Genomic DNA, 21,024 nt, shown 5'->3' with positions numbered 1-21,024 from the left:
AAAGCCCGTCTGCGGCGGCGGCTTCTTTGTTGCTACCGCGAAACCGTGATCCGGTCCAGTTGCCAGATGCTTAGCGAATAAATCTGTTGTGTTCTGAAGTCGGGATTGGCGTCGTAATTCCAGACGAGCCAGTATGGCCCTTTGTCGCGTGTGCTCATCGGTTGGCCATTGCGACGATAGGCCAGAAGAGCCCCTCCTTCTTCGAATGTCTCCGCGCGGGCGGTGACCGCATAGTCATTGATCGCGCGCAGCGTGATTTCGCCATCGATCACGCCAATCGCTTCAAGCAGCGTAGCGAGCCAGACGCCTTCGAACCGTTGCGTGCCGTTTGTCCAGAGAGTTGTCGTCTCGAAGCTTGCTTGAGGCAGCGCATCGAGATCCCCTGGACAGAGAACGACACTCTCCGCGTCGTGGTCGGAGAACTCCATCTTGAGAGGCAGGGCGAATTGATCTTTGCAATCGGCCGCCGCTAAAGAAGCCGTTGCTGCGCCAAAGAGCAGACTTATCAGGCAAAAACGTATCACGATCAACAAAGTACTCCGATCCTCGATCATATATCGAAATCATCGTTTGGTCTGGAAGTCCAGATCAGCCAATATATACCGGCAAGAGAACACTCACGAAGGTGCCACGAGACAAAGGGCGAATGGACAAGCTTTTACTGGCGGATGACCACGATCTGGTGCGCGAAGCGCTGTCGGAATACCTGCGGCGAGAGGGTGGTTTCGACGTGGCGCAGGCGAACAGTTTCGAAACCGCTCTTGCGATCAATGCGGCGCAAGGGCCGTTCCGATTGATCCTGCTAGATTTCAAGATGCCTGGCATGGAGGCCCTGGATGGCGTGGCCCGGATGCAGGCCGAGGCGGGATGTCCGGTCGCGATCCTGTCGGGCACCGCGCCGCCGGATGTGGCGCGCCGCGCGTTGCGCGCGGGCGCGGCGGGTTTCGTGCCGAAGACCTTGACGCCGCAGGCGATGCTCTCGGCGGTACGCCAGATGATGACAGGGCAGGTGTATCTGCCGCTGGAATTCCTCGCCGACAGCGACACCGAGAACGCGACCGTTCAGCTTACACCCCGGGAACGCGACGTGCTGTTGGGGGTCACGGAAGGCAAGCTCAACAAGGAAATTGCCCGGGATCTCGACATTCAGGAAGTCACGGTCAAGCTTCACGTGAAAACGCTATCGCGCAAACTTGGTGCGAAAAACCGTACCCATGCGGCCATGCTGGCTCGCGACCTTGGTCTCGTCTGACGTTTCCGCTCTTTGGAAGATCGATCGGCGGCCTAAAGCAGCTCCTTGATTTCCGGAATTTCTTTCCATGCCGGCACCGGCTGATCCCTGTTCGCTTGCGGAATGTGGCGCGAGGCCGCGACTGTGTCCATCTGGGGCACGTAGCGCGGACAGTTCGGATAGATATGATCGACCGCAACCTCAATAAGCCGGGATGCACCCGGATAGGTTTCTAGGGCGGGATGATCATCATGCAAAGTCGCCCGGCCATTGATCCGCACCCGCAGAAAAAGCGCGCCTTGGCCCTCTTCCGCCCCGAAGCGGATGAAGAGCAGGCCGACTTGCGGATTTTCGAGGATGTTGCCCAAAGACTTGTACATTCGATTGCCGTCATAATCGGGAAAAAGCAGCGTTTTCGGCCCTGTGACCCGCACGAAGCCCGGTGCGCCGCCTTTGAAGGAGCAGTCCGTCGCGGTGGCCGAAGCCGTGGCGAGAAAAAAGAACGGTTGTGCTTCGATGAACTCTTTGAAGTCGCTCGTGATCTCGTCGCTTTCGACCATGTCGACGATCCGGTCGGCCACTGAACGGCCGCCATAGCGATCCTGTAATTCGCGATTCTTGTTGTGAAACATGGTCATGGCGCACCTCCCGTTGCCTTGCGCGCAGGAGGCCACGACGAGACAGGCTGCGTCAAACGAAAAGCCCCACGACGGACGCGGTGCTCTCTTATTCGCTTGAATTCTGGATCAGGCCCGGCGGCGGCGTCCGCTTGCGCGTCCACCGCGGCCACCGCGGCCTGCGGCTTCTTCGCCGGGCTTTGGCGGGGCCTTGTTGAACTTGATCCACTCTGCCCCGTGCGGGTCATTGTTAGTTAGGAAGTTGGCGGCGCGGATGGCCTCCATCTCCTTGCCCGGACGCGACTTGGTGGAACCAAGACCAAAGAGCTGGCAGAAGGTCTCGTCGTCCAGTTCCTCCGGCAGTACGAGGCCGGCGGCGGCGGCTTCAGCCTTCTTCGCGTCGATCTCGGATTGTTTCACCGGGAGAGCCACCGGATTCATGATCGCAGAGGTCATGCCGGCGCCCATAGCCATCGGCAGGAACGCGTTGTTGATGCCGTGCCGGTTGGGCAGGCCAAACGAGATATTCGACGCGCCGCAGGTGGTATTCACGCCAAGTTCCTCGCGCAGACGGCGAACAAGCGTGAATACCTGCTGGCCTGCAGTGCCCATGGCGCCGATCGGCATGACCAGTGGGTCGACCACGATATCATACGCCGGGATTCCGAAATCGGCGGCGCGCTCGACGATCTTCTTGGCCACGGCAAAGCGCACGTCGGGGTCCTCGGAAATGCCGGTATCGTCATTCGAGATCGCCACGACCGGCACGTTGTATTTCTTGACCAGCGGCAGCACGAACTCCAGCCGCTCTTCCTCGCCCGTGACCGAGTTCAGCAGCGGGCGGCCCTCGCAAGCCTTCAGCCCGGCCTCAAGGGCTGCGGGCACCGAGCTGTCGATGCAAAGCGGCACGTCAACGAGGCCCTGCACCAGCTCGATCATCTTGGTCATGAGCGGCGGTTCGGTCTCGTTCGGGTTGGGGTTCGAGTTGTAGACCACGCCAGCATTCACATCGAGCACGGTCGCCCCGGCGGCGACCTGCGCCACGGCATCGGCCTCGACGGTCGAGAAATCGCCGGCCTCGAGTTCTGCGGCCAGTTTCTTGCGGCCGGTGGGATTGATCCGCTCGCCAATGACGCAGAACGGCTCGTCAAAGCCGATGACGGCGGTCTTGGTTTTGCTTTCGACGATAGTGCGGGTCATGAAGCGCCTTTCAGGATGCGTTGGCTGGTTTGGTGGCCTCGCCACCGTTGTTGATGGCCCATTCAGCGTTCGATTTGATGCCGCCCAACGGGAAGAAGTGCACGTTTTCGATGTTGAAGTCAGGGTTCTTGGCTTTGTGCGCCGCGAGTTGGGTCAGAACTTCGGTCGGCTCATAGGGAAGCAGCAGCTTTGAAACGTCCATCGCGCGCTTCTGCAGGACCTTGAGCGACGGGCCCACGCCGCAGGCGATAGCGAACTTGATCAACGTCTGGAGCTTCGCGGGACCGGCGATGCCGATATGGACGGGCAGGGTGATCCCGGCCTCGCGCAGGCTGTCGGCCCACTTGATGATCGGACCTGCATCAAAGGCGAACTGCGTGGCAAGCGCCATCTCCGCGTCCGTGCGCTCGGAGAACGCCTGCTTCCAGCGGAGCGCATCTTCGACATTCTTCATGCCGCCATCGGGGTCGATGTCGCGGTTGCCCTCGGGGTGGCCGGCCACGTGCAGTCGCTTAAAGCCCGCGCGGTCAAAGGCACCAGTTTCCATAAGCTGCATGGAGCTGTCGAAATCGCCATGGGGCGTGGTCACGCCACCGGCCAGCAGCAGCGCCTGTTCGACGCCAGCCTCGCCTTGGTAGCGGGCAATCCAGTCCTCCAGCGTCGCTTTGTTCTTGATGATACGCGCCGGGAAATGCGGCATCACGTTGTATCCCTCGGACGAGAGACGCTTGGCGGTGGCGACCATATCCTCGATGGGCGTGCCCTCGATATGGGCGATGTAAACGCGCGTGCCCGCGGGCAGAAGGTCGCGGAAATTCTCGACCTTCTCGGCGGTGCGCGGCATCACCTCGATCGAATAGCCCTTGAGAAAGGCCTCAAGCTCGGCATTGCCAGCGGGTGCGGTTTTCTCACGCTTCTTGAAGTTCAAAAGAGCCATCGCGGCCTCCCAGAGAGAATTCGGGCTCATGCCCAGCCATCGTTTGCGATCAGGGACTTGATGCGGTCCTGATCATATTCCGCATCGAGACGCGCGGCCTCAGACGCGGCCACGTCGTCGGCGTCGCCTTCAACCGTGTAAGGCGCAGCCTTGCGCCATTCGGCGAGATATTCGTTGGTTCCGGCCGCACCGGTCTTCATCGCTGCACGGTCGATGGCCTGCTCGAAGCGCTCGGGAAGCTGCTTCTTCGCTCCCCGGCGGCCTTTGCCGACGATGACCTGCGCAGGAATGTCGCGCCAGTAGACGATTGTGACATCAACCATTTTCGACCTTTCGTCCCGAATCTCGCGTCTCGGTGGCTTTTCTCTAAAGCAGGGCAGGGCACACACGGCGTCGTTTTTCGACTTAACGGCGTGCACCAGCGACAGTGCCATCATATCGGCTGACGTTACGGCGTACCACCGTCGCGAATACGAAAATGATTCAAGATGGTGTTGTCATTATAGCAAAGCTTGCGCGAACACCTTTCTGCCACTACCTTTAACTCAACTCGAATTGGAGGGCGTGACATGGCGCCCAGGCGTCCTGCTGGTGCGGGCGCTTCCCCTAGGTCGAAAGACCGCGCTCTGGTAGAGAGCCCCGCACTGATCACGCCTGGATCCGGTCCGCTTTATGCGGCGCTGGATTTGGGCACGAATAGCTGTCGTATGCTGATTGCCCGCCCTGATGGCGCGCAGTTCAAAGTTGTGGACAGCTTTTCGAAATCCGTTCAACTCGGGACAGGGCTCGAGGAATCCGGGCGTTTGTCGCGCTCCTCGATTTACCGCACCATTCAGGCGCTGCGCGTTTGCCAGCAAAAGATCAAACGCCACAAGGTTACGCGGATGCGGCTTGTCGCGACCGAGGCCTGCCGCCGTGCGAGTAACGGCGCGGACTTCATGGCGCGGGTTCAGCGCGAAACAGGATTGAAGCTCGATATTATCGAACCGCAGGAAGAGGCGCAGCTTGCCGTTGTGTCCTGCGCGCCGCTCGTCAGTCGCAAGACAGAGCAGCTCCTCGTGGTCGATATCGGAGGCGGCTCGACCGAACTTGTCTGGATTGATCTTAAGAATGTGGAACCGCGCGAGCGTGCCCGGGCAATCATGCGGATGCACGGCGGCTTTCCTGTGCCGACCGAAAGTGGCGGCACGGCGCGGGTGGTTGACTGGATCAGCGTGCCGCTTGGCGTAGCCACGCTTCGCGACCAGTTCCGAGATGTCGAGGACGACATGGCTCGCTTCGCGCTCATGAGCTGGTTTTTCGAGGAAAACCTCGCCGAGTTCGCACCCTACAAGGATGAACCGCCGCGAGAAGGGTTCCAGATCGTAGGCACCAGCGGAACGGTCACAACTGTGGCGGCCTCGCATCTTGGCCTCAAACGCTATGATCGCAACAAGGTGGACGGGCTGCGCATGACCAGTGAGGAGATTGACAAGGTGATCCGGGATTACCTGGCGATGGGCCCTGCGGGACGGCGGCGCGATCCGCGTATCGGACTTGATCGGCAGGCGTTGATCATGTCGGGCGCGGCTATTTTGCAGGCGCTGCTGCGCTGCTGGCCCACCGACCGTCTCTCGGTTGCGGACCGGGGGCTGCGCGAAGGAATGCTTTATGCCCAAATGGCCGCCGATGGCGTACTCACGCAAGGCGAGGAGATATGACTGGTGACACCTCTCTCTCAAGTCGGTCTGTCTGGCCCTTACCAAGGTTTTATTTCCGCGTGTCATTTGACGATATCGACCCCCAATTCCAAAGGGTCGCGGGATTGGATGTAGAAACTCAGACATTCGAACATCGCACCGGCAATCGGCCGATCTTCTCTGCATTCAAAATGCCGGGCATCGAAAAGCATTCGAATGTTACGCTGAAGAAGGGCATCCTTCCCAAAGCCGATGATGTCTGGGCGTGGTTGAACGCCATCAAGACGAACAAGATCATGCGTGCAAACCTGCCTCGATTTCCCTTTTGGACGCAACCGGCAGCCCGGCCATGACTTGGACTTTGCATAATGCCTTTTCAGTCAAAATTTTGGGCACGGATCAAAAGGTCGAGGACAGCGTGGTGGCCGTAGAGAGCATCGACCTTGCCTACGAGGGCATCACAGTAACGAACGGGACGTGAGATGGCCAAGAAACCGACCGGCAAGAACACCTCTGGCCGAGGTCAGCGCGACCTGACCGTCAAAGTCAAAACAGCGAAGGGCCGCCGCACCAGCTCTACCCGTTGGCTGCAGCGGCAATTGAATGACCCATATGTGAAACGCGCCCAAGCCGAGGGCTATCGTGGGCGTGCGGCCTACAAGATCATGGAACTCGACGACAAATTTCGCTTTCTGGTCCCCGGCGCGCGCGTGGTCGATCTGGGCTGTGCGCCGGGTGGCTGGTGCCAGGTCGTGGTGCCTCGCGTCAACGCCCTTGGCGAGAAATCCGGCAAGGCACGGGGCTATGTGCTCGGCATCGATTTGCAGGAGGTCGAGCCGATCGCCGGGGCCGAGATACATCAGCTTGATTTCATGGAGGACGGTGCCGACGACGCTGTGAAGGCGTGGCTAGGTGGCGAGGCGGATGTGGTGATGTCCGACATGGCGGCCGCGTCTTCCGGCCATAAACAGACCGATCATCTGCGTATTATCGCGCTGTGCGAGGCGGCAGCCTATTTCGCCTTCGACGTCCTCAGCGAAGGTGGGACTTTCGTGTCCAAGGTATTGGCCGGCGGGGCTGAAGGTGAGCTTCAAAAACTGCTCAAACAGCGTTTTGCCAAGGTCGCCAATGTCAAGCCGCCCGCGTCCCGCTCTGACAGCTCGGAAAAATTCGTGGTCGCGACAGGGTTTCGCCGCGAAGCTTGATCATAGGCTCTTTTGTTGTTCTGCAAGCGACTGTGCGGCCATCTCTTGAAAACGTTGACCCTCCAAAACTGCAGTGGTCCGCGTTTCCTTAAGGTTTTTTCGCGTCGCTTTGGCCATGTTCTGCTGACGCAACAGCTCGAAGAGCTTGGCGTGGCGCGCTAGATCGCGCGAAGTGATCGTGTCCATTACCGTTCCCCCGGTGTTTAATTTACCGTGAGAGACGAAGATTAACATCTGTTTAAGGCGATATTGGCCCGGATCTCGGCCGATTTCCGGGCGAAAGTCGTTTGACGCGCAACTAGGCCGTTTCAAGGCCACGGAATACTCTGCTCACTTTCGTGTGCGTCTCCTGTGTCCATTGTGCCGCCCTAATGAGAGATCATCCAGGGGCGAGCGGAGGGAAAGCTTTTCGAACCGTCCGGCCTGTGCAGAGTGCGGCTGGGCAATTTCTTGGAGGAAGAGGAACAGCAAGAGCAGCCCGGGCCATGTGACCTGGTCGATTTGGGCGCATGTTGCGCGCGTTCGTTGGTTGCGATCGCGGTGCGCGTCGTGCCGTCCATGTTGGCAAAGGCCGGGGCTCGCAATAGGACGCGCGGTGATTGTGCGGCGCAACTGGGACAGTGGCAGGGCTTGTCGAAATCGGCCATTGCGGCGAAGCCTGTGAAGGGTCCGCAGTCGGGGCAGCTATAGTCGTAATAGGGCATAGGTGTCTCCGCGTGTCTTGGGGTCGGGCGGGACGCGATCGGCCCGCCCGTAAAGAGCTTACAGATCGGGCGCGAGCGGGATATCGACTGAACCGTCGAGATGCTTGGTCGGGCCGTCCGAGCCGGGCATGATATCGAAATCGAAGATCTCGTTCGGCAGCCATAGCGTGGCGCAGGCGTTGGGGATGTCCACCACGCCCGAGATATGCCCCTGCACCGGTGCCGTGCCGAGAATCGCGTAGGCCTGTGCGCCGGAATAGCCGAACTTCTTGAGATACTCGATGGCGTTGAGACAGGCCTGGCGATAGGCGACATGCACGTCGAGATAGTGCTGCTCGCCGCTTTCATCGACGGAGATACCTTCGAAGATCAGGTAGTCGTCATACTTCGGCGTGATCGGCGAGGGTTTGAAGATCGGGTTCTTAATCCCGTATTTCTCCATCCCGCCCTTGATCAGCTCGACCTGGATATGCAGCCAGCCGGCCATTTCGATGGCGCCGCAGAAGGTGATCTCGCCGTCGCCTTGGCTGAAGTGCAGATCGCCCATCGAAAGGCCCGCGCCATCGACATAGACCGGGAAATAGCAGGTCGAGCCGCGGCTGAGGTCCTTGATGTCGCAGTTGCCGCCATGTTCGCGCGGCGGAACGGTACGGGCAGCCTCGGCGGCAGCTTTTTCTTTCTCGTCGCCGGTGAGCTTGCCCATATGGGCCGATTGGGTATTGGGCAGCGCGGCCAGCGGAGGGGTGCGGTCCGGATCAGTGTTGAAAAGCGCCGTCTCGCGGCTGTTCCACATATCCAGCATGTTGCGGTCAGGCAGACAGCCGATCAGGCCAGGGTGGATGAGGCCCGCATATTTCACGCCCGGCACATGGCGCGACGAAGTGAACATGCCATGGAAATCCCAGATGGATTTCTGCGCCTCGGGGAAGTGATCGGTAAGGAACCCGCCGCCGTTCTGCTTGGAGAAGAAGCCGTTGAAGCCCCAGTTCATCTCTTCCTTGGCGCCGATATCGAGGATGTGGACCTTGAGCAGGTCGCCCGGCTCAGCGCCCTTCACCCCGATGGGGCCAGACAGGTAGTGCACCTGTTCCAGTTCCACGTCGCGCACATCGGCGGCGTCATTGTCGTTTTTGATCTGACCACCGGTCCAGTCATAGGTTTCGATCTTGAAATCGTCGCCCGGCTCGACCCAGACTGCGATCGGGATGTCGGGATGCCACCGGTTGTGCACCGCCTCGTTGGTATGCGGGCTTTCGGAAAGATCGACCGAGATAAGCGTATCTGCCATGTTGTCCTCTCTTCAGTTGTGGTCAGACGGATAGGAATTTCGAGACTTTCGCCTCATCGATGCCTTCGCGCGGGCTGTCATGGACGAAGGTGCCGTTTTCGAGCACCACCACCCGATCAGCCACGTCGAGCGCGAAGGTCAGGACCTGTTCGGACACCACGATGGACAGGCCCTTTTCATCCCGGATTTTGCGCAGCGTGCGCGCCATCTCGCGGATGATCGACGGCTGGATGCCTTCGGTCGGCTCATCGAGAAGCAAAACCTTGGGACGAGAGGCGAGCGCACGGGCAATTGCAAGCTGTTGCTGCTGACCGCCCGACAGATTGCCGCCCCGGCGCGACTTCATCTCCAGCAAAACGGGAAAAAGTTCGTAGATATCTTGGGGCACGGTCTTTTCGCCTGTCGAGGTCAGACCCGTCTCGACATTTTCCTGTACCGTCATGCTAGAGAAGATCATGCGGCCCTGCGGCACATAGGCGATGCCATTGGCGACGCGCTGATACGGCTTGAGATCGGTGACCGTCTTGCCCTCGACGCTGACAGCTCCGGACTTGGTGGGCATCAGCCCCATGAGCGTCTTCATCAACGTGGTCTTGCCCATGCCGTTGCGGCCCATAATCGCGACGATCTCTCCCGGCTTGACCTCAAGGTCGAGGCCATGAAGCACCTCGCTTTCGCCATAGGCCGAGCGGAGTTCCTTGACGTTCAACATCAGCTTTCCTTTCAGTGACCGAGGTAGACTTCGACGACTTTCGGGTCGTTCTGGACATGCTCCATCGAGCCTTCCGACAGCACCTGTCCCTGGTGCAGGACGGTGACGCGCGTCGCGATATCGGCGACAAAGCTCATGTCGTGCTCAATGACGATGACCGAGCGGTCGGCGATAATGCGGTTGAGCAGCTCGGCAGTCTTCTTGCGCTCGGCGACGGACATGCCCGCCACGGGTTCATCGAGCATCAGAAGTTCCGGGTCCTGGATGAGCAGCATTCCTATCTCCAGCCACTGCTTTTGTCCGTGGCTGAGAAACGCGGCCTTTTGGGTGAGCAGATCGCTGAGAAAGATCATCTCGGCGATTTCTTCGATCCGCTGACGCACTGCCTCGTCCCGCTTGAAGAAGAGAGCGCCAAAGACGCTGTGGCCCTTCGGATAGCTGAGCTCGAGGTTGGCGAAAACGGTGAGGTCCTCGTACACCGAAGGCGTCTGGAACTTCCGACCAACTCCGGCATGCACGATCTGGTCCTCGCGCATCTTCAAAAGGTCTTTGCCCTTGAAGGCGATGGACCCGGACGTGGCCCGCGTGCGCCCGCAGATGAGGTCAAGGACAGTTGTCTTGCCTGCGCCGTTCGGGCCGATGATCACTCGGCACTCGTTGGGTTCGACATAAAAGCTGAGGTCATTGACCGCCTTGAACCCGTCGAAGGAAACCGTGAGGTCCTCGACCATCAGCACGAAGTTCTTGTTGTTCATGTCCAGCATGGCTCACCTCATTCCGCAGGGTTAGGCTTTGCGGCGGGCGCGACCGTGTCCTTCGCGCCGCCGGGCCAGAATTTCTTGATGAGCGGTTCGATCTTTTCGACCCAGACACCGGCCAGACCGTTCGGGAAGGCCATCACGACCGCGATGAAAAGCGCGCCTAGACCGAAGAGCCAGAGCTCGGGGAAGCTTTCGGAGAAGGTTGTCTTGGCCCAGTTTACAAGCAGGGCGCCATAGACCGCACCGATGATCGACATCCGGCCACCTACAGCGCAGAAGATCACCATCTCGATAGAGGGCACGATACCGATCAGGGTGGGCGACATGAACCCGACCTGAAGCGTAAACATCGCCCCGCCGATCCCGGCGAAGGCCGCGCCGAGGCAGAAGATGAAGATCTTGAAGCTGGCGACGTTATAGCCCGAGAAGCGCACGCGGTCTTCCTGGTCGCGCATGGCGATCAGAAGGCGGCCCATCTTCGACTTGCGTACGAACTGCGCAACGAAGAGCACGGTAAAGAGCAGGACCGCGTTGACGAAGTAGAGCGTCGTCTTGGCCTCTTCGGTGCGGATGTCCCAGCCAAGCAGCGTGCGCAAATCGGTGATCCCGTTGACGCCGCCGGTATAGCCCTGTTGTCCGATGATCAGGATGGCAAGGATCGCGACGACAGCCTGCGTGATGATTGCGAAATAGACGCCGCTCACGCGCCTCGTGAACATTGCGAAGCTGATGATGAAGGCGAAGATGACCGGCACCGCGACCACCGCCAGAAGGGCGAAGGGCAAGGAGTAGAACGGCTCCCACCACCAGGGCAGTGCTGTGAGCTGGTTCCAGTCCATGAAATCCGGGATACCCGGGGTGGACTGGATGGCGGTGTTTTCCGGCGTCGAGGCCTCAAGCTTGAGGAACATCGCCATGCAGTAGCCGCCTAGGCCGAAGAAGATGCCCTGACCAAGGCTCAGGATTCCTCCCACGCCCCAGCAAAGCGTGAGACCGACCGCAACGAAGGCGTAGGTGAGGTACTTGCCGAAGAGATTCAGGCGAAAGCTGTCGAGGATCGCGGGGAACAGCACGAAGATAACGGCTGCGAGGATGGCGTACCCGATAATGTCTCGCCGGGTCAGGAAGGGGTGTTTGATTTGAGCTTTTTGCATCTTTGCCTCCCGCTTACTTGCGCAGCTTAAGGGTGAAGAGGCCCTGCGGACGCACCATCAGGATGCCGACCACGACCAGCAGGGTGAGCACCTTGGCCATCGAGCCCGACAGGAAGAATTCCATGATCGACTGGGCCTGGCTGATCGAGAAGGCGCTGGCGATGGTGCCCAGAAGGCTACCCGCGCCGCCGAACACGACCACAAGGAAGGTGTCGACGATGTAGAGCTGACCTGCGGTTGGTCCGGTGGAGCCGATCATCGTAAAGGCTGATCCGGCCACGCCTGCCACGCCACAGCCGATGCCGAAGGTCATGCGGTCCGTCCAGGCGGTGTTGATGCCCACGGCATCAGCCATCTGACGGTTGTTGTTGATTGCGCGCACCTGTTTACCCCAGCCGGAGCGGTACATCATGATGTACACTGCGAGTGAAATGCTGATGGCCAGTGTCATCACGAACATTCCGTTGATCGGAATTTCGATAAGATCGGTGATCGGGTAAGAACCCATCATCCAGTTCGGAATACTTACGCCCACTTCACGTGCGCCAAAGACTGAACGGTAAACCTGCTGCAGGATAAGGCTCAGTCCCCACGTGGCCAGAAGCGTGTCGAGCGGGCGTTTGTAAAGGTGACGTATCAGCGACCATTCCACCAACATTCCGAGGGCGCCTGACGCGAAAAAGGCGAAGATCATCGCCACGAAAAAATACATGCCGAAAAGCGCCGGCATGTAGTCGGCGAACAGGTTCGACATCAGGTAAGTCACGTAGGCGCCGAGGATCATGAACTCGCCATGCGCCATGTTGATAACGCCCATCTGGCCGAAAATGATTGCAAGGCCGAGTGCCATCAGCACGAAGACCGAAAACAGGATGAGACCGGCGAACCCCTGCATGGCAAAGATCGCGGTCAGCTCGCTCATGGAATAGTCTGAGAACATGGGATGTCTTTCCGTGTCTGGAAGCAGCGGGAGGATGGAAGGACGGGCCTGCGCCGCGCGTATGACGAACGCGGCGCAGGTTTGGGCTCTGGTCTCCGGCCCGGTCACGCAAACGGGCCGGAGGGGAGACAGCCCTTACTGGTAGCCTTCGGGGAAAGGATCGGGCTCGACGAGGTCCGCGGTCTCGTAGACCACTTCGTATTGACCGTCCGCCTTGGCGCGACCCACCCGGGTCTTGGACCAGAGGTGGTGGTTCTCGTGGATGCGCACATAGCCTTCAGGCGCGCCGGTGAATTCAATGCCGGGGCTGGCCTCGCGCACCTTGTCGACGTCGAAGGACCCGGCCTTCTCGACGGCGGCTTTCCACAGCCACGGACCAAGATAGGCGGCCTGCGTCACGTCGCCGATGACCATGTCTTCGCCCCACATCTCTTTGAAAGCCTTGACAAATTCCTGGTTGTTCTCGTTCTCCAGGCTCTGGAAGTACTTCATGCAGGCATAGGCGCCATCCACATTCTCGCCGCCGATGCCGCGGATTTCGTCCTCGGTCACGGAAATGGTCAGAACGATCGGGCTTTCCTCGGATGGGTCGATACCGGCCGCCTTCAGCTGCTTGTAGAAGGCCACGTTCGAGCCGCCCACGACGATTGCGTAGATCACGTCGGGCTTGCGCAGGCGGATCTTGTTGATGACCGAGTTGAACTGCGTGTGGCCGAGCGGATAGTACTCTTCGCCCACGACCTTGCAGCCATCCATGAAGTTCTCGATGTGCTTGCGCGCGATCTTGTTCGACGTGCGCGGCCAGATGTAGTCCGACCCAAGTAGATAGAACGACTTTGCGCCCTTTGTCTGGTTGACCCAGTCGAGGCCCGCGATGATCTGCTGGGTGGCTTCTTGGCCGGTGTAGATGACGTTCGGGCTTTCCTCCAGCCCCTCGTAGAAGGTGGGATAGTAGAGGAAGCCGTTGTGCTGTTCGAAGACCGGCAGAACGGCTTTGCGGCTTGCCGAGGTCCAGCAGCCCATGACCGAGGCAACTTTGTCGTTCACGAGAAGCTTGCGCGCTTTCTCGGCGAAGGTGGGCCAATCGGATGCGCCGTCTTCCTGAATGTATTCGACCTTACGCCCGAGAATACCACCCTGCGCATTGATCTGCTCGATGGCGAGCTTTTCGGCCTGAACCGATCCGGTCTCGGAAATTGCCATCGTCCCAGTAACGGAGTGCAGGATACCACATGTCACGGTTGTATCCGTAACCGCGAGGCCGGTCGTGTTAACGACGTCGGTCGGAAAATCCGAAGCCCGCAGCATCTTGGGCGTGAAGAGAGAAGCCGAAAGCGCGGCGCCGCCTGCGAGAACGGCGCGGCGGCTCAGGTTATTGATACCATTTGGTTTTTTCGTGTCGGACATAATGCCTCCTTGTCAGTGCAGATGTCGGTGAGACGGGACGAATGTGCCTCTGACCGGAAGGCTGGCAGCAAATGCTGCAATGCAGTATACGTCGAATGACGTATTTGATTGGGCGTTTTTACCCTGCAGAGTGCATGACGAGTTGCTTGGACGTTCGGGCGGGAGGGCCTGTTCGAGCGGCCTGCCATGCGTGTGTTGCGCGTGTGTCTGCGCAAAATTGCCGTGCCAGGGGGAGGGCATGGTCCGAGCAAAAACTGGGACCTTTCATGGCCATTTCTTTCAGTGCCACGGGTGGACGGCGAAAATACAATCGCTGGGTTGCCAATGAAACGATGGAAGACTTCGCTCTGCGCTATACCGCGCGTCGCGCGAGGCGCTGGAGCTATGCGCGCGTGGCCAACACCGCACTTGGCTCGATCTCGTTTCTTGCGCTTGAGGCCATCGGCGGCGCACTGACGCTGATCTACGGGTTCGACGCCGCGATCATCGCGATCATGCTGGCCGGCCTAATCCTGTTCCTGACCTGCCTGCCCATCAGCTATTATGGCGCGCGCTATGGCGTCGACATTGATCTGCTGACCCGCGGAGCAGGGTTCGGCTACATCGGCTCGACGATCACGTCGCTGATCTATGCGACGTTCACCTTCATATTTTTCGCGCTTGAAGCCGCGATTCTGGCCTTCGCGCTGGAGTTCTGCTTCGGCGTGCCGCTCGGGATCGGATACCTGCTTTCTGCAATGGTGGTCATTCCTCTTGTGATTAACGGATTCTCCAAGATCTCCACCTTTCAGACCTGGACGCAGCCATTCTGGATTGTCCTACATATCCTGCCTTTCGTGCTTCTTGCCTATTCTGGCGTAGACCTTGGCACTTGGACCGACTTCGTCGGGGAGCGGGGCGCGGACGGACCTACCGTCATGATGATCGGGGCAGCGATGGGCGTTGTGCTGTCGCTGATCGCCCAAATCGGCGAACAAGTGGATTTCCTGCGCTTTCTTCGAGAACCTACAACCCCGTCCGAGCGGCGCCGCTGGTGGTTTGCGTTGTTGGCGGCGGGACCGGGCTGGACCGTTCTCGGCGTAGCGAAGATGCTTGCTGGGTCCTTTCTACTGACACTTGCGATTTCCGCTCACGTTCCTCCGCGCGATGCAACCGATCCGACGAAGATGTATTTCGCGGCGTTCGATCAAGTCATCACCATTCCCTACGTCGCTTTGGCCCTGACAGGGGCGTTCGTCATTCTGTCGCAGCTCAAGATCAATGTGACAAACGCCTATGCCGGCTCGATTGCCTGGTCGAATTTCTTTTCGCGGATAACGCATTCTCATCCGGGGCGCGTGATCTGGCTGGTGTTCAACGTGTCCATCGCGCTGATGCTGATGGAACTTGGTGTGTTCCACGTCATCGAGTCCATCCTCGGCCTCTATTCCCACGTGGCCCTCGCCTGGATAGGCGCGCTGACCGCTGATCTGGTTGTCAACAAACCCCTGGGCCTCAGCCCGAAAGGGATCGAGTTCCGTCGCGCGCACCTTTATGACATCAATCCGGTGGGTACTGGCGCAATGCTGGCCGCTGTTCTGATCTCGGTGCTCACGCTTGTGGGGGGGCTTGGTGAAACCTTGCAGCCCTTCTCGGCGCTGGTTGCGCTCGCGACAGCGTTCGCAGTTGCCCCAATGATCGCTTGGGCGACAGGCGGCAAATATTATATCGCGCGGCCTGTCAGTGAGCCTCAGGCCGCCCAGCCCAAAGGTACGCAGACCTGTTGCGTTTGCGAGTACCGGTTCGACCCGGAGGACATGACCGACTGCCCGTTCTACGCAGGGCCGATCTGTTCGCTGTGTTGCACGCTCGATGCCTCCTGCCGCGACAGTTGCAAGCCGCATGCAACGATTGGTGTGATGTTGGTGGGCACGCTGCGGCGCGTCTTGCCGACATCAGTTTTCGATCTGCTGACCTCGCGGTTATCCGTCTTCATGATTGCCACGGCCGTGCCTTCGGCGATCGTCGCCGGCGTTCTGTTATTGATCCGGGCAAAAGCCGAAAGCCCGCAGTTCGATGCGGTGCTGACGATCCTGTTCTGCACGCTTCTGGTGGTGAACGGCATCGTTGTGTGGACCTTCATTCTTGTGCGTGAAAGCCATAACAAGGCTCGCGACGAGGCAAGCATCCAGACTCAGCGTCTCTTGCGCGAAATCCGTGCCCACGATCGAACGGACGCGCAACTTCAAGCGGCTAAGGAAAAGGCCGAAGCCGCGAACCTTGCCAAGACGCGTTACATGGCGGGCATCAGCCACGAATTGCGTACGCCTCTCAACGCCATCTACGGGTACGCCCAGTTGATGGAGCAGGATCGCGACATGCCGGCCGGACGCCGCGAGGCCGTTCTTGCGATCCGGCGCGGCTCGGAACATCTTGCGGCGCTGATCGAAAATCTGCTCGACATTTCCAAGATCGAGGCGGGACGGCTGGAAATCTATCGCGACCGGATCAACCTGCCGGCTCTTCTTCGGCAGATTGCCGCGGTGTTTCAGCGTCAGGCGCGAGAGAAGGGGCTGGATTTCGGCATTCGGACCTCCGGCAACCCGCCGGAATGGATTGAGTTTGACGAAAAGCGCCTGCGTCAGATCCTGATCAATCTGCTGTCCAACGCGATCAACTACACGCCCACTGGCACCGTCACGTTGCATCTACACTATCGCAACGAGGTCGCGCTGATCGAGGTCAGCGATACCGGGATTGGGATCGAAGAGGAAAATATTGAGCGCATCTGGAAGCCGTTCGAGCGTTTCGCGCAACAGGCATCCAGCGGAAGCGGTCTTGGTCTGACCATCACCCGGCTTCTGGTTGAAGTTCTTGGGGGCGAGATAAAGGTCGACAGTCTGCGCGGGGAAGGTACGACGTTCTCGGTCCGCTTGATGCTGCCGTCCTTGCGCGATAGTGCGATTCCCAGTTCGGCCTGGACGTTGCGGGAGAGGATCAACGCAACCGGCTATCTCGGCCCGCGCAAGACGGTAATGGTGGTTGATGACGACCACGACCATCTGCGGCTTTTGGAAACCATGCTGCGCCCGCTCGGATTTCTCGTACAGGTTTTGCCGACGGGTGAAGCGGCGATAAGCGCGCTCAACGACGTTAAGCCGGATCTCTTCGTGCTGGACATCGACATGCCTGGTATGACGGGATGGGATTTGGCGCAAGCACTGCGCGACCGGCCTGAACATCGTTCGACGCCGATCATGATGGTGACAGGTCACGCGCTCGAAGCACGTCAATCCATCGATCGCCAGCAGCTCTACGATGCCTTCATCGTGAAGCCATATTCACTCAGTGACGTGCTTGCTCGGATGGCGGGTCTTCTGCAGGTCGACCTGATCACCGATGAGGAAATTCGCCAAGACACTCACACGGTTCCCGCAGACGCGCTTGCGCGGATGTACCGACTTGCCGAGATCGGCCACGCCGCCGGGATCACGCGCGAGCTTGATGCACTGACCGCTGGACAAGAGGTCGAATCCGAGCAGGTCGCGTTATTGCGTTTGCGTCTTTCCGAATTCGATCTGCCAGCTGTCGCCCGAATGCTGAAGGAGATGATGCAGCATGCCGCCTGACGTAGCTCACAATCCCATTGCCATGGGACGCTTCATTGCGCTTGCGATTGACGATGCGCCCGAAACCCTCGGTCTGGTCTCGCGCGCTTTGGAGGAAAACGGCGTGACCGTCCTTGTGGCGCGCTCCGGCGAGGAGGGCATCGCGCTCGCTCAGCGTGTGCAGCCAGACGTGATCCTGATGGACGCGGTGATGCCGGGGCTCGACGGTTTCGAAACGTGCCGGCGTCTCAAGGCCACGCCAAATGCCACCTCGGCGCCGGTCATTTTTATGACGGGGATGTCGGAATCGGAGCATATCCTGCGCGGACTTCAGGCGGGCGGCGTGGACTACATCACCAAACCCGTGGTTATCGAGGAACTGCTGGCGCGGATCACGACCCATGTGCTGAACGCCCGCGCGATTCAGTCGGCACGCGCCGCGCTGCAATATGCTGGGCAAACCGTGGTCGCCTTCGCGACGGACGGTCGTGTCAGTTGGGGCACACCGAATGCTGTCGAACGCGTGACGGAGGCGGGTCTCGTCGAAAACGGGGCCGCCACCGCCGCGGTGCAGACGTGGCTCTCGCGGCTTGGCTCACAGCCGATGTCGGCGGCAAAGCCTTATGCCAACGACCGTCTGACTCTTGTCTATCTGGGGCAGGTTCAGGGCGAGATCGTGGTGCGCATCAAGGAAGATACGGCAGGCACCGAGGACGAGCGGCTGGCAAGAACCTTCAACCTGACCGCGCGAGAGGCGCAAGTGCTATTATGGCTGTCCCACGGTAAGACGAACCGGGATATCGCCGAGATCCTGTCGCTGAGCGCGCGCACCGTCAACAAGCATCTCGAGCAGATCTTTCACAAGATGGGCGTAGACAATCGAACCTCGGCTGCGGTTATGGCTGATCGCGCCTTGCATGGAGCTTAGCCGATTGGGTAGAGCGGGCTGTTGCAGCGCTCCTGAAAATTGTCTTCGCACACGTAAAACACGCACTTAGTAATTGCGTAAACATCCTGAAATTGCACATTTGAGCAAAAATTTTCGATCAAAACCGCGTCTGTCAGACCCGTTTTCATCACGAAGGAACACGGTGACGCACTGAGTTTGTCTAAATTCGGCCCTATTTTCCGGGCATGTTTCCTCAAATAAATCTGGCGGCTTTGACCGTGGAGGAAAACATGACAGTCAAGAAAATGATGGCAATCGCCCTGATGGGGCTCGCTGTTTCCGGTTGCGCCTCGGTCGAGACAGCGACGCGAAACGCGCCCCTCGCAGCGGTCGATATCGCACCGGTCGAGCTGACATACAACGTACAGGACATCCGCGTGAGCGTGCCTAAGAGCCTCAAGGTCTCCGAGGCGAACCGCTACTACCCGGGTGGCGACATCGTCTGGCGCGAAGATCCTCTCGGCGACCGTCACGCTCAGGTCAAGGCAATCGTCGAGAATGCATTGCGCAAAGGTGTCGAGACCATGAAGCCGGGCCTCGTTCCGGTCATTCTTGATGTCGAAGTCACGCGTTTTCACGCGCTCAGCGAGAAGACCCGCTATACCATCGGCGGCGTGCACGCGATCCAGTTCAACATGGTCCTGCGCAATCCCGAAACCGGTGTTGCCCTCGGCGAGCCGCATTTCGTCAAAGCCGATTTTAAAGGGCTGGGTGGTCAGGCGGCCATCGCTGCCGAAGCTCGTGGCGTGACCCAAAAATACCGCATCACTCAGCGTCTGGCCCAAGTCATTCAGGCCGAGCTTTCGGGCGAGGGCGGATACCAGGCGACCAATCTGGGGCTGATCGGCGCGCTGAACCAACTCTGAGCTTTTCGGGCCCGATCAAAGGCTTTAAGGGGACGGCATGACGCTGTCCCCTTTGCCTGTCATCCGCCTCAAACCCAAGAGCCAACCGCGCGCCATCCGGCACGGTTTCCCCTGGGTTTTCGATAACGAACTCGTCACCGACCGCCGCACGAAGAATCTTGAGTCAGGTACGATTGCGCTGCTCGAGGATGCCGCGCGGGAACCGCTGGCGATCGTGGCCGTCACGCCGGCCTCACGGATAATGGCGCGCGTGCTCGACCTCGACATAGGTGCTGTGATCGACGATGCTTGGCTGCGCGCGCGGCTTGAGGCGGCATTTGCCTTGCGGAACCGGCTCTACGACGCGCCCTTTTATCGCCTCGTCCATGCAGAGGGTGACGGCCTGCCCGGTGTGGTGATCGACCGGTTCGGCGACACTGTCGTGATTCAGCCCAATGCGGCCTGGTCCGAGCGGATGCTGCCGGAACTCGTCGCGCAGGTACAGGCGGTGACCGGCGTGACCACCGTTCTTAAGAACGCCTCCGGTCGGGCCCGGCTGTTGGAAGGCCTCGATGATCAAAACGCCGTTCTGGCAGGTTTCGCACCACAATCCGCAATTCCCGTGCCGATGAACGGCGCCATCTACATGGCCGATCTTGTTGAGGGGCAGAAGACCGGACTCTTCTTCGACCAACGTCCGAACCATGCCTTTGCTGCACGATTGTCCCATGGTGCGCGGGTGCTGGACGTCTTTTCGCATGTGGGCGGGTTCGGTCTTGCTTGTCTCGCCGCCGGTGCGCGCGATGTTCTGGCCGTAGACGGGTCCGAGCCCGCTTTGACCTTGGCCGCCGAAGGGGCAGCCCGCATGGATCGATCTGCGCAATTCTCCATCCGGCGTGGAGATGCCTTCGACACCCTGACTCAATTGGCTGAGGAGGGGTGCGAGTTTGATCTCGTAGTTTGTGATCCACCAGCCTTCGCGCCGAACAAGTCAAGCCTGGATGTAGGGTTGCGCGCCTACGAACGCGTTGCCCGCCTGGCCGCAGGTCTTGTGGCAGATGGTGGCATCCTCGGGCTCTGTTCGTGTTCGCATGCGGCTTCATTGGACAAGTTTCGCACCGCCTGCGTACGCGGGATTGGGCGGGCGGGTCGCACAGGGCCGTTGATCCATACCGGCTTTGCGGGGCCGGACCATCCGCTGCATCCTCAACTGGCGGAAACCGGCTACCTCAAGGCGCTGTTCTTTCGCCTATGAGGGCGCTGCTCGATACCTGCGTGATCTATCCGACGGTGATGCGGGAGATCCTGTTGGGCGTCGCGAAACATGGCGTATTCACACCACTCTGGTCGGCGCGGATCATAGAGGAATGGCGGCGAGCGGCGCAAAAGCTGGGGCCGGAAGGCGTGATACAGGCCGAGGCGGAGGCGGCCTTGCTGCAGCGCGACTGGCCTTTGGCCGAGGTCACTTGGCCGCCCTCGCTTGAGGCGCGCCTATGGTTGCCGGACCCTTCCGATATCCATGTCCTCGCGGCGGCCATCGCCGGGTCTGCTGACATGATCCTCACAGTCAACAAGAGGGATTTTCCGCGTCATATTCTTGCTGAAGAAGGAATAGGTCGGGCTGATCCCGACGGCTATTTGCGGCAAGTATTCGAGGCGCATCCGGACATGGTGACGCAAGTGTGCCAGGCCGTGCTGCAAGAGGCGCGCCGTCTTTCCGGTGAGCCGTGGGAGATGCGGGCCCTATTGAAGAAAGCGCGCCTGCCGAGGTTGGCAAAAGCAGTCGCGTGACGCGGGGGGCGTGCGTC

23 protein-coding genes are annotated in these 21,024 nt (G+C 59.7%); 10 read left to right on the top strand and 13 right to left on the bottom strand.

The annotated features are described in order from the left end of the window. Positions 1-32 precede the first annotated feature (32 nt). Positions 33-554 carry a putative pterin-binding protein gene (locus EZV60_RS09615; RefSeq protein WP_135504866.1) on the bottom strand — a complete coding sequence of 174 codons (522 nt, stop codon included), beginning with the start codon at positions 552-554 and terminating at the stop codon, positions 33-35. A 92-nt stretch (positions 555-646) separates the two neighbouring features. On the opposite strand from EZV60_RS09615, the gene EZV60_RS09610 reads away from it, so the two are divergent. Continuing rightward, entirely contained in the window at positions 647-1,252 is a 606-nt protein-coding gene (locus EZV60_RS09610) for a response regulator transcription factor (protein WP_135504863.1), read from the top strand. 32 nt (positions 1,253-1,284) lie between these two features. On the opposite strand, the gene EZV60_RS09605 is transcribed toward EZV60_RS09610, so the two are convergent. The 4 genes from EZV60_RS09605 to EZV60_RS09590 all read right to left on the bottom strand — a co-directional run bounded on the left by EZV60_RS09605 (position 1,285) and on the right by EZV60_RS09590 (position 4,308). Continuing rightward, positions 1,285-1,869: a pyridoxamine 5'-phosphate oxidase family protein gene (locus EZV60_RS09605; RefSeq protein WP_135504861.1), complete on the bottom strand. Its 585-nt coding sequence runs from the start codon at positions 1,867-1,869 to the stop codon at positions 1,285-1,287. Between the two features lie 108 nt (positions 1,870-1,977). Continuing rightward, positions 1,978-3,048: a methyltetrahydrofolate cobalamin methyltransferase gene (locus EZV60_RS09600; protein ID WP_135504859.1), complete on the bottom strand. Its 1,071-nt coding sequence runs from the start codon at positions 3,046-3,048 to the stop codon at positions 1,978-1,980. A 10-nt stretch (positions 3,049-3,058) separates the two neighbouring features. Continuing rightward, entirely contained in the window at positions 3,059-3,985 is a 927-nt protein-coding gene (locus EZV60_RS09595; RefSeq protein ID WP_135505253.1) for a methylenetetrahydrofolate reductase, read from the bottom strand. A 26-nt stretch (positions 3,986-4,011) separates the two neighbouring features. Then, positions 4,012-4,308 (bottom strand): virulence factor, encoded by a 297-nt coding sequence (locus tag EZV60_RS09590; protein WP_135505251.1) that lies wholly within the window; start codon positions 4,306-4,308, stop codon positions 4,012-4,014. A gap of 246 nt (positions 4,309-4,554) precedes the next feature. Between EZV60_RS09590 and EZV60_RS09585 the strand changes: the two genes are divergently transcribed. Genes EZV60_RS09585 through EZV60_RS09575 form a run of 4 tightly spaced genes read left to right on the top strand, consistent with a single transcriptional unit; the run spans position 4,555 to position 6,869 of the window. After that, positions 4,555-5,685: a Ppx/GppA phosphatase family protein gene (locus tag EZV60_RS09585; RefSeq protein ID WP_135504857.1), complete on the top strand. Its 1,131-nt coding sequence runs from the start codon at positions 4,555-4,557 to the stop codon at positions 5,683-5,685. Next, complete coding sequence (locus EZV60_RS09580; RefSeq protein WP_210115079.1) at positions 5,682-6,017, top strand: phage tail protein; 336 nt, start codon at positions 5,682-5,684, stop codon at positions 6,015-6,017. The genes EZV60_RS09585 and EZV60_RS09580 overlap by 4 nt, the downstream gene beginning before the upstream one ends. Further along, positions 6,014-6,145 carry a phage tail protein gene (locus tag EZV60_RS19250; protein ID WP_245306262.1) on the top strand — a complete coding sequence of 44 codons (132 nt, stop codon included), beginning with the start codon at positions 6,014-6,016 and terminating at the stop codon, positions 6,143-6,145. Before EZV60_RS09580 ends, EZV60_RS19250 begins: the two co-directional genes overlap by 4 nt. 1 nt (position 6,146) lies before the next feature. Then, entirely contained in the window at positions 6,147-6,869 is a 723-nt protein-coding gene (locus EZV60_RS09575; RefSeq protein ID WP_135504855.1) for an RlmE family RNA methyltransferase, read from the top strand. Here the strand turns inward: EZV60_RS09575 and EZV60_RS09570 are convergent, their stop codons facing one another. The 8 genes from EZV60_RS09570 to urtA form a co-directional block, all read right to left on the bottom strand. Then, on the bottom strand, positions 6,870-7,055 hold the full coding sequence (locus EZV60_RS09570) for a hypothetical protein (RefSeq protein ID WP_135504853.1): 186 nt from the start codon (positions 7,053-7,055) through the stop codon (positions 6,870-6,872). Positions 7,056-7,237: 182 nt separating this feature from the next. Then, positions 7,238-7,573, bottom strand: coding sequence for an FmdB family zinc ribbon protein (locus tag EZV60_RS09565; RefSeq protein WP_135504851.1), 336 nt, complete (start codon positions 7,571-7,573; stop codon positions 7,238-7,240). Between the two features lie 58 nt (positions 7,574-7,631). Continuing rightward, positions 7,632-8,861: a formamidase gene (gene fmdA, locus EZV60_RS09560; RefSeq protein ID WP_135504849.1), complete on the bottom strand. Its 1,230-nt coding sequence runs from the start codon at positions 8,859-8,861 to the stop codon at positions 7,632-7,634. 22 nt (positions 8,862-8,883) lie between these two features. Continuing rightward, positions 8,884-9,573 (bottom strand): urea ABC transporter ATP-binding subunit UrtE, encoded by a 690-nt coding sequence (gene urtE / locus EZV60_RS09555; protein ID WP_135504847.1) that lies wholly within the window; start codon positions 9,571-9,573, stop codon positions 8,884-8,886. A gap of 11 nt (positions 9,574-9,584) precedes the next feature. Continuing rightward, positions 9,585-10,337 carry an urea ABC transporter ATP-binding protein UrtD gene (urtD, locus tag EZV60_RS09550; RefSeq protein ID WP_135504845.1) on the bottom strand — a complete coding sequence of 251 codons (753 nt, stop codon included), beginning with the start codon at positions 10,335-10,337 and terminating at the stop codon, positions 9,585-9,587. Between the two features lie 8 nt (positions 10,338-10,345). Continuing rightward, positions 10,346-11,488 (bottom strand): urea ABC transporter permease subunit UrtC, encoded by a 1,143-nt coding sequence (gene urtC / locus EZV60_RS09545; protein ID WP_135504843.1) that lies wholly within the window; start codon positions 11,486-11,488, stop codon positions 10,346-10,348. Positions 11,489-11,501: 13 nt separating this feature from the next. Beyond that, positions 11,502-12,410 carry an urea ABC transporter permease subunit UrtB gene (urtB, locus tag EZV60_RS09540; RefSeq protein ID WP_245306260.1) on the bottom strand — a complete coding sequence of 303 codons (909 nt, stop codon included), beginning with the start codon at positions 12,408-12,410 and terminating at the stop codon, positions 11,502-11,504. A 153-nt stretch (positions 12,411-12,563) separates the two neighbouring features. Beyond that, positions 12,564-13,835 carry an urea ABC transporter substrate-binding protein gene (gene urtA / locus EZV60_RS09535; RefSeq protein WP_135504839.1) on the bottom strand — a complete coding sequence of 424 codons (1,272 nt, stop codon included), beginning with the start codon at positions 13,833-13,835 and terminating at the stop codon, positions 12,564-12,566. 266 nt (positions 13,836-14,101) lie between these two features. Here urtA and EZV60_RS09530 point away from each other — a divergent pair, with 266 nt between their 5' ends. The 5 genes from EZV60_RS09530 (at position 14,102) to EZV60_RS09510 (ending at position 21,007) form a co-directional block, all read left to right on the top strand. Then, on the top strand, positions 14,102-17,443 hold the full coding sequence (locus tag EZV60_RS09530; protein ID WP_135504837.1) for a hybrid sensor histidine kinase/response regulator: 3,342 nt from the start codon (positions 14,102-14,104) through the stop codon (positions 17,441-17,443). Continuing rightward, positions 17,433-18,350, top strand: coding sequence for a response regulator transcription factor (locus EZV60_RS09525; protein WP_245306259.1), 918 nt, complete (start codon positions 17,433-17,435; stop codon positions 18,348-18,350). Before EZV60_RS09530 ends, EZV60_RS09525 begins: the two co-directional genes overlap by 11 nt. A 251-nt stretch (positions 18,351-18,601) precedes the next feature. Further along, on the top strand, positions 18,602-19,237 hold the full coding sequence (locus tag EZV60_RS09520) for a DUF6778 family protein (RefSeq protein ID WP_135504835.1): 636 nt from the start codon (positions 18,602-18,604) through the stop codon (positions 19,235-19,237). A 37-nt stretch (positions 19,238-19,274) separates the two neighbouring features. After that, entirely contained in the window at positions 19,275-20,471 is a 1,197-nt protein-coding gene (locus EZV60_RS09515) for an RSP_2647 family RNA methyltransferase (RefSeq protein WP_135504833.1), read from the top strand. Further along, a complete protein-coding gene (locus EZV60_RS09510; protein ID WP_135504831.1) occupies positions 20,468-21,007 on the top strand; it encodes an RSP_2648 family PIN domain-containing protein in 540 nt (179 codons plus the stop codon). The genes EZV60_RS09515 and EZV60_RS09510 overlap by 4 nt, the downstream gene beginning before the upstream one ends. The last annotated feature ends 17 nt before the right edge of the window (positions 21,008-21,024 follow it).

Source organism: Roseovarius aestuariivivens (genome assembly GCF_004761875.1).
Lineage (GTDB): Bacteria > Pseudomonadota > Alphaproteobacteria > Rhodobacterales > Rhodobacteraceae > Roseovarius > Roseovarius aestuariivivens.
This window is presented reverse-complemented; position numbering and strand designations above follow the sequence as displayed.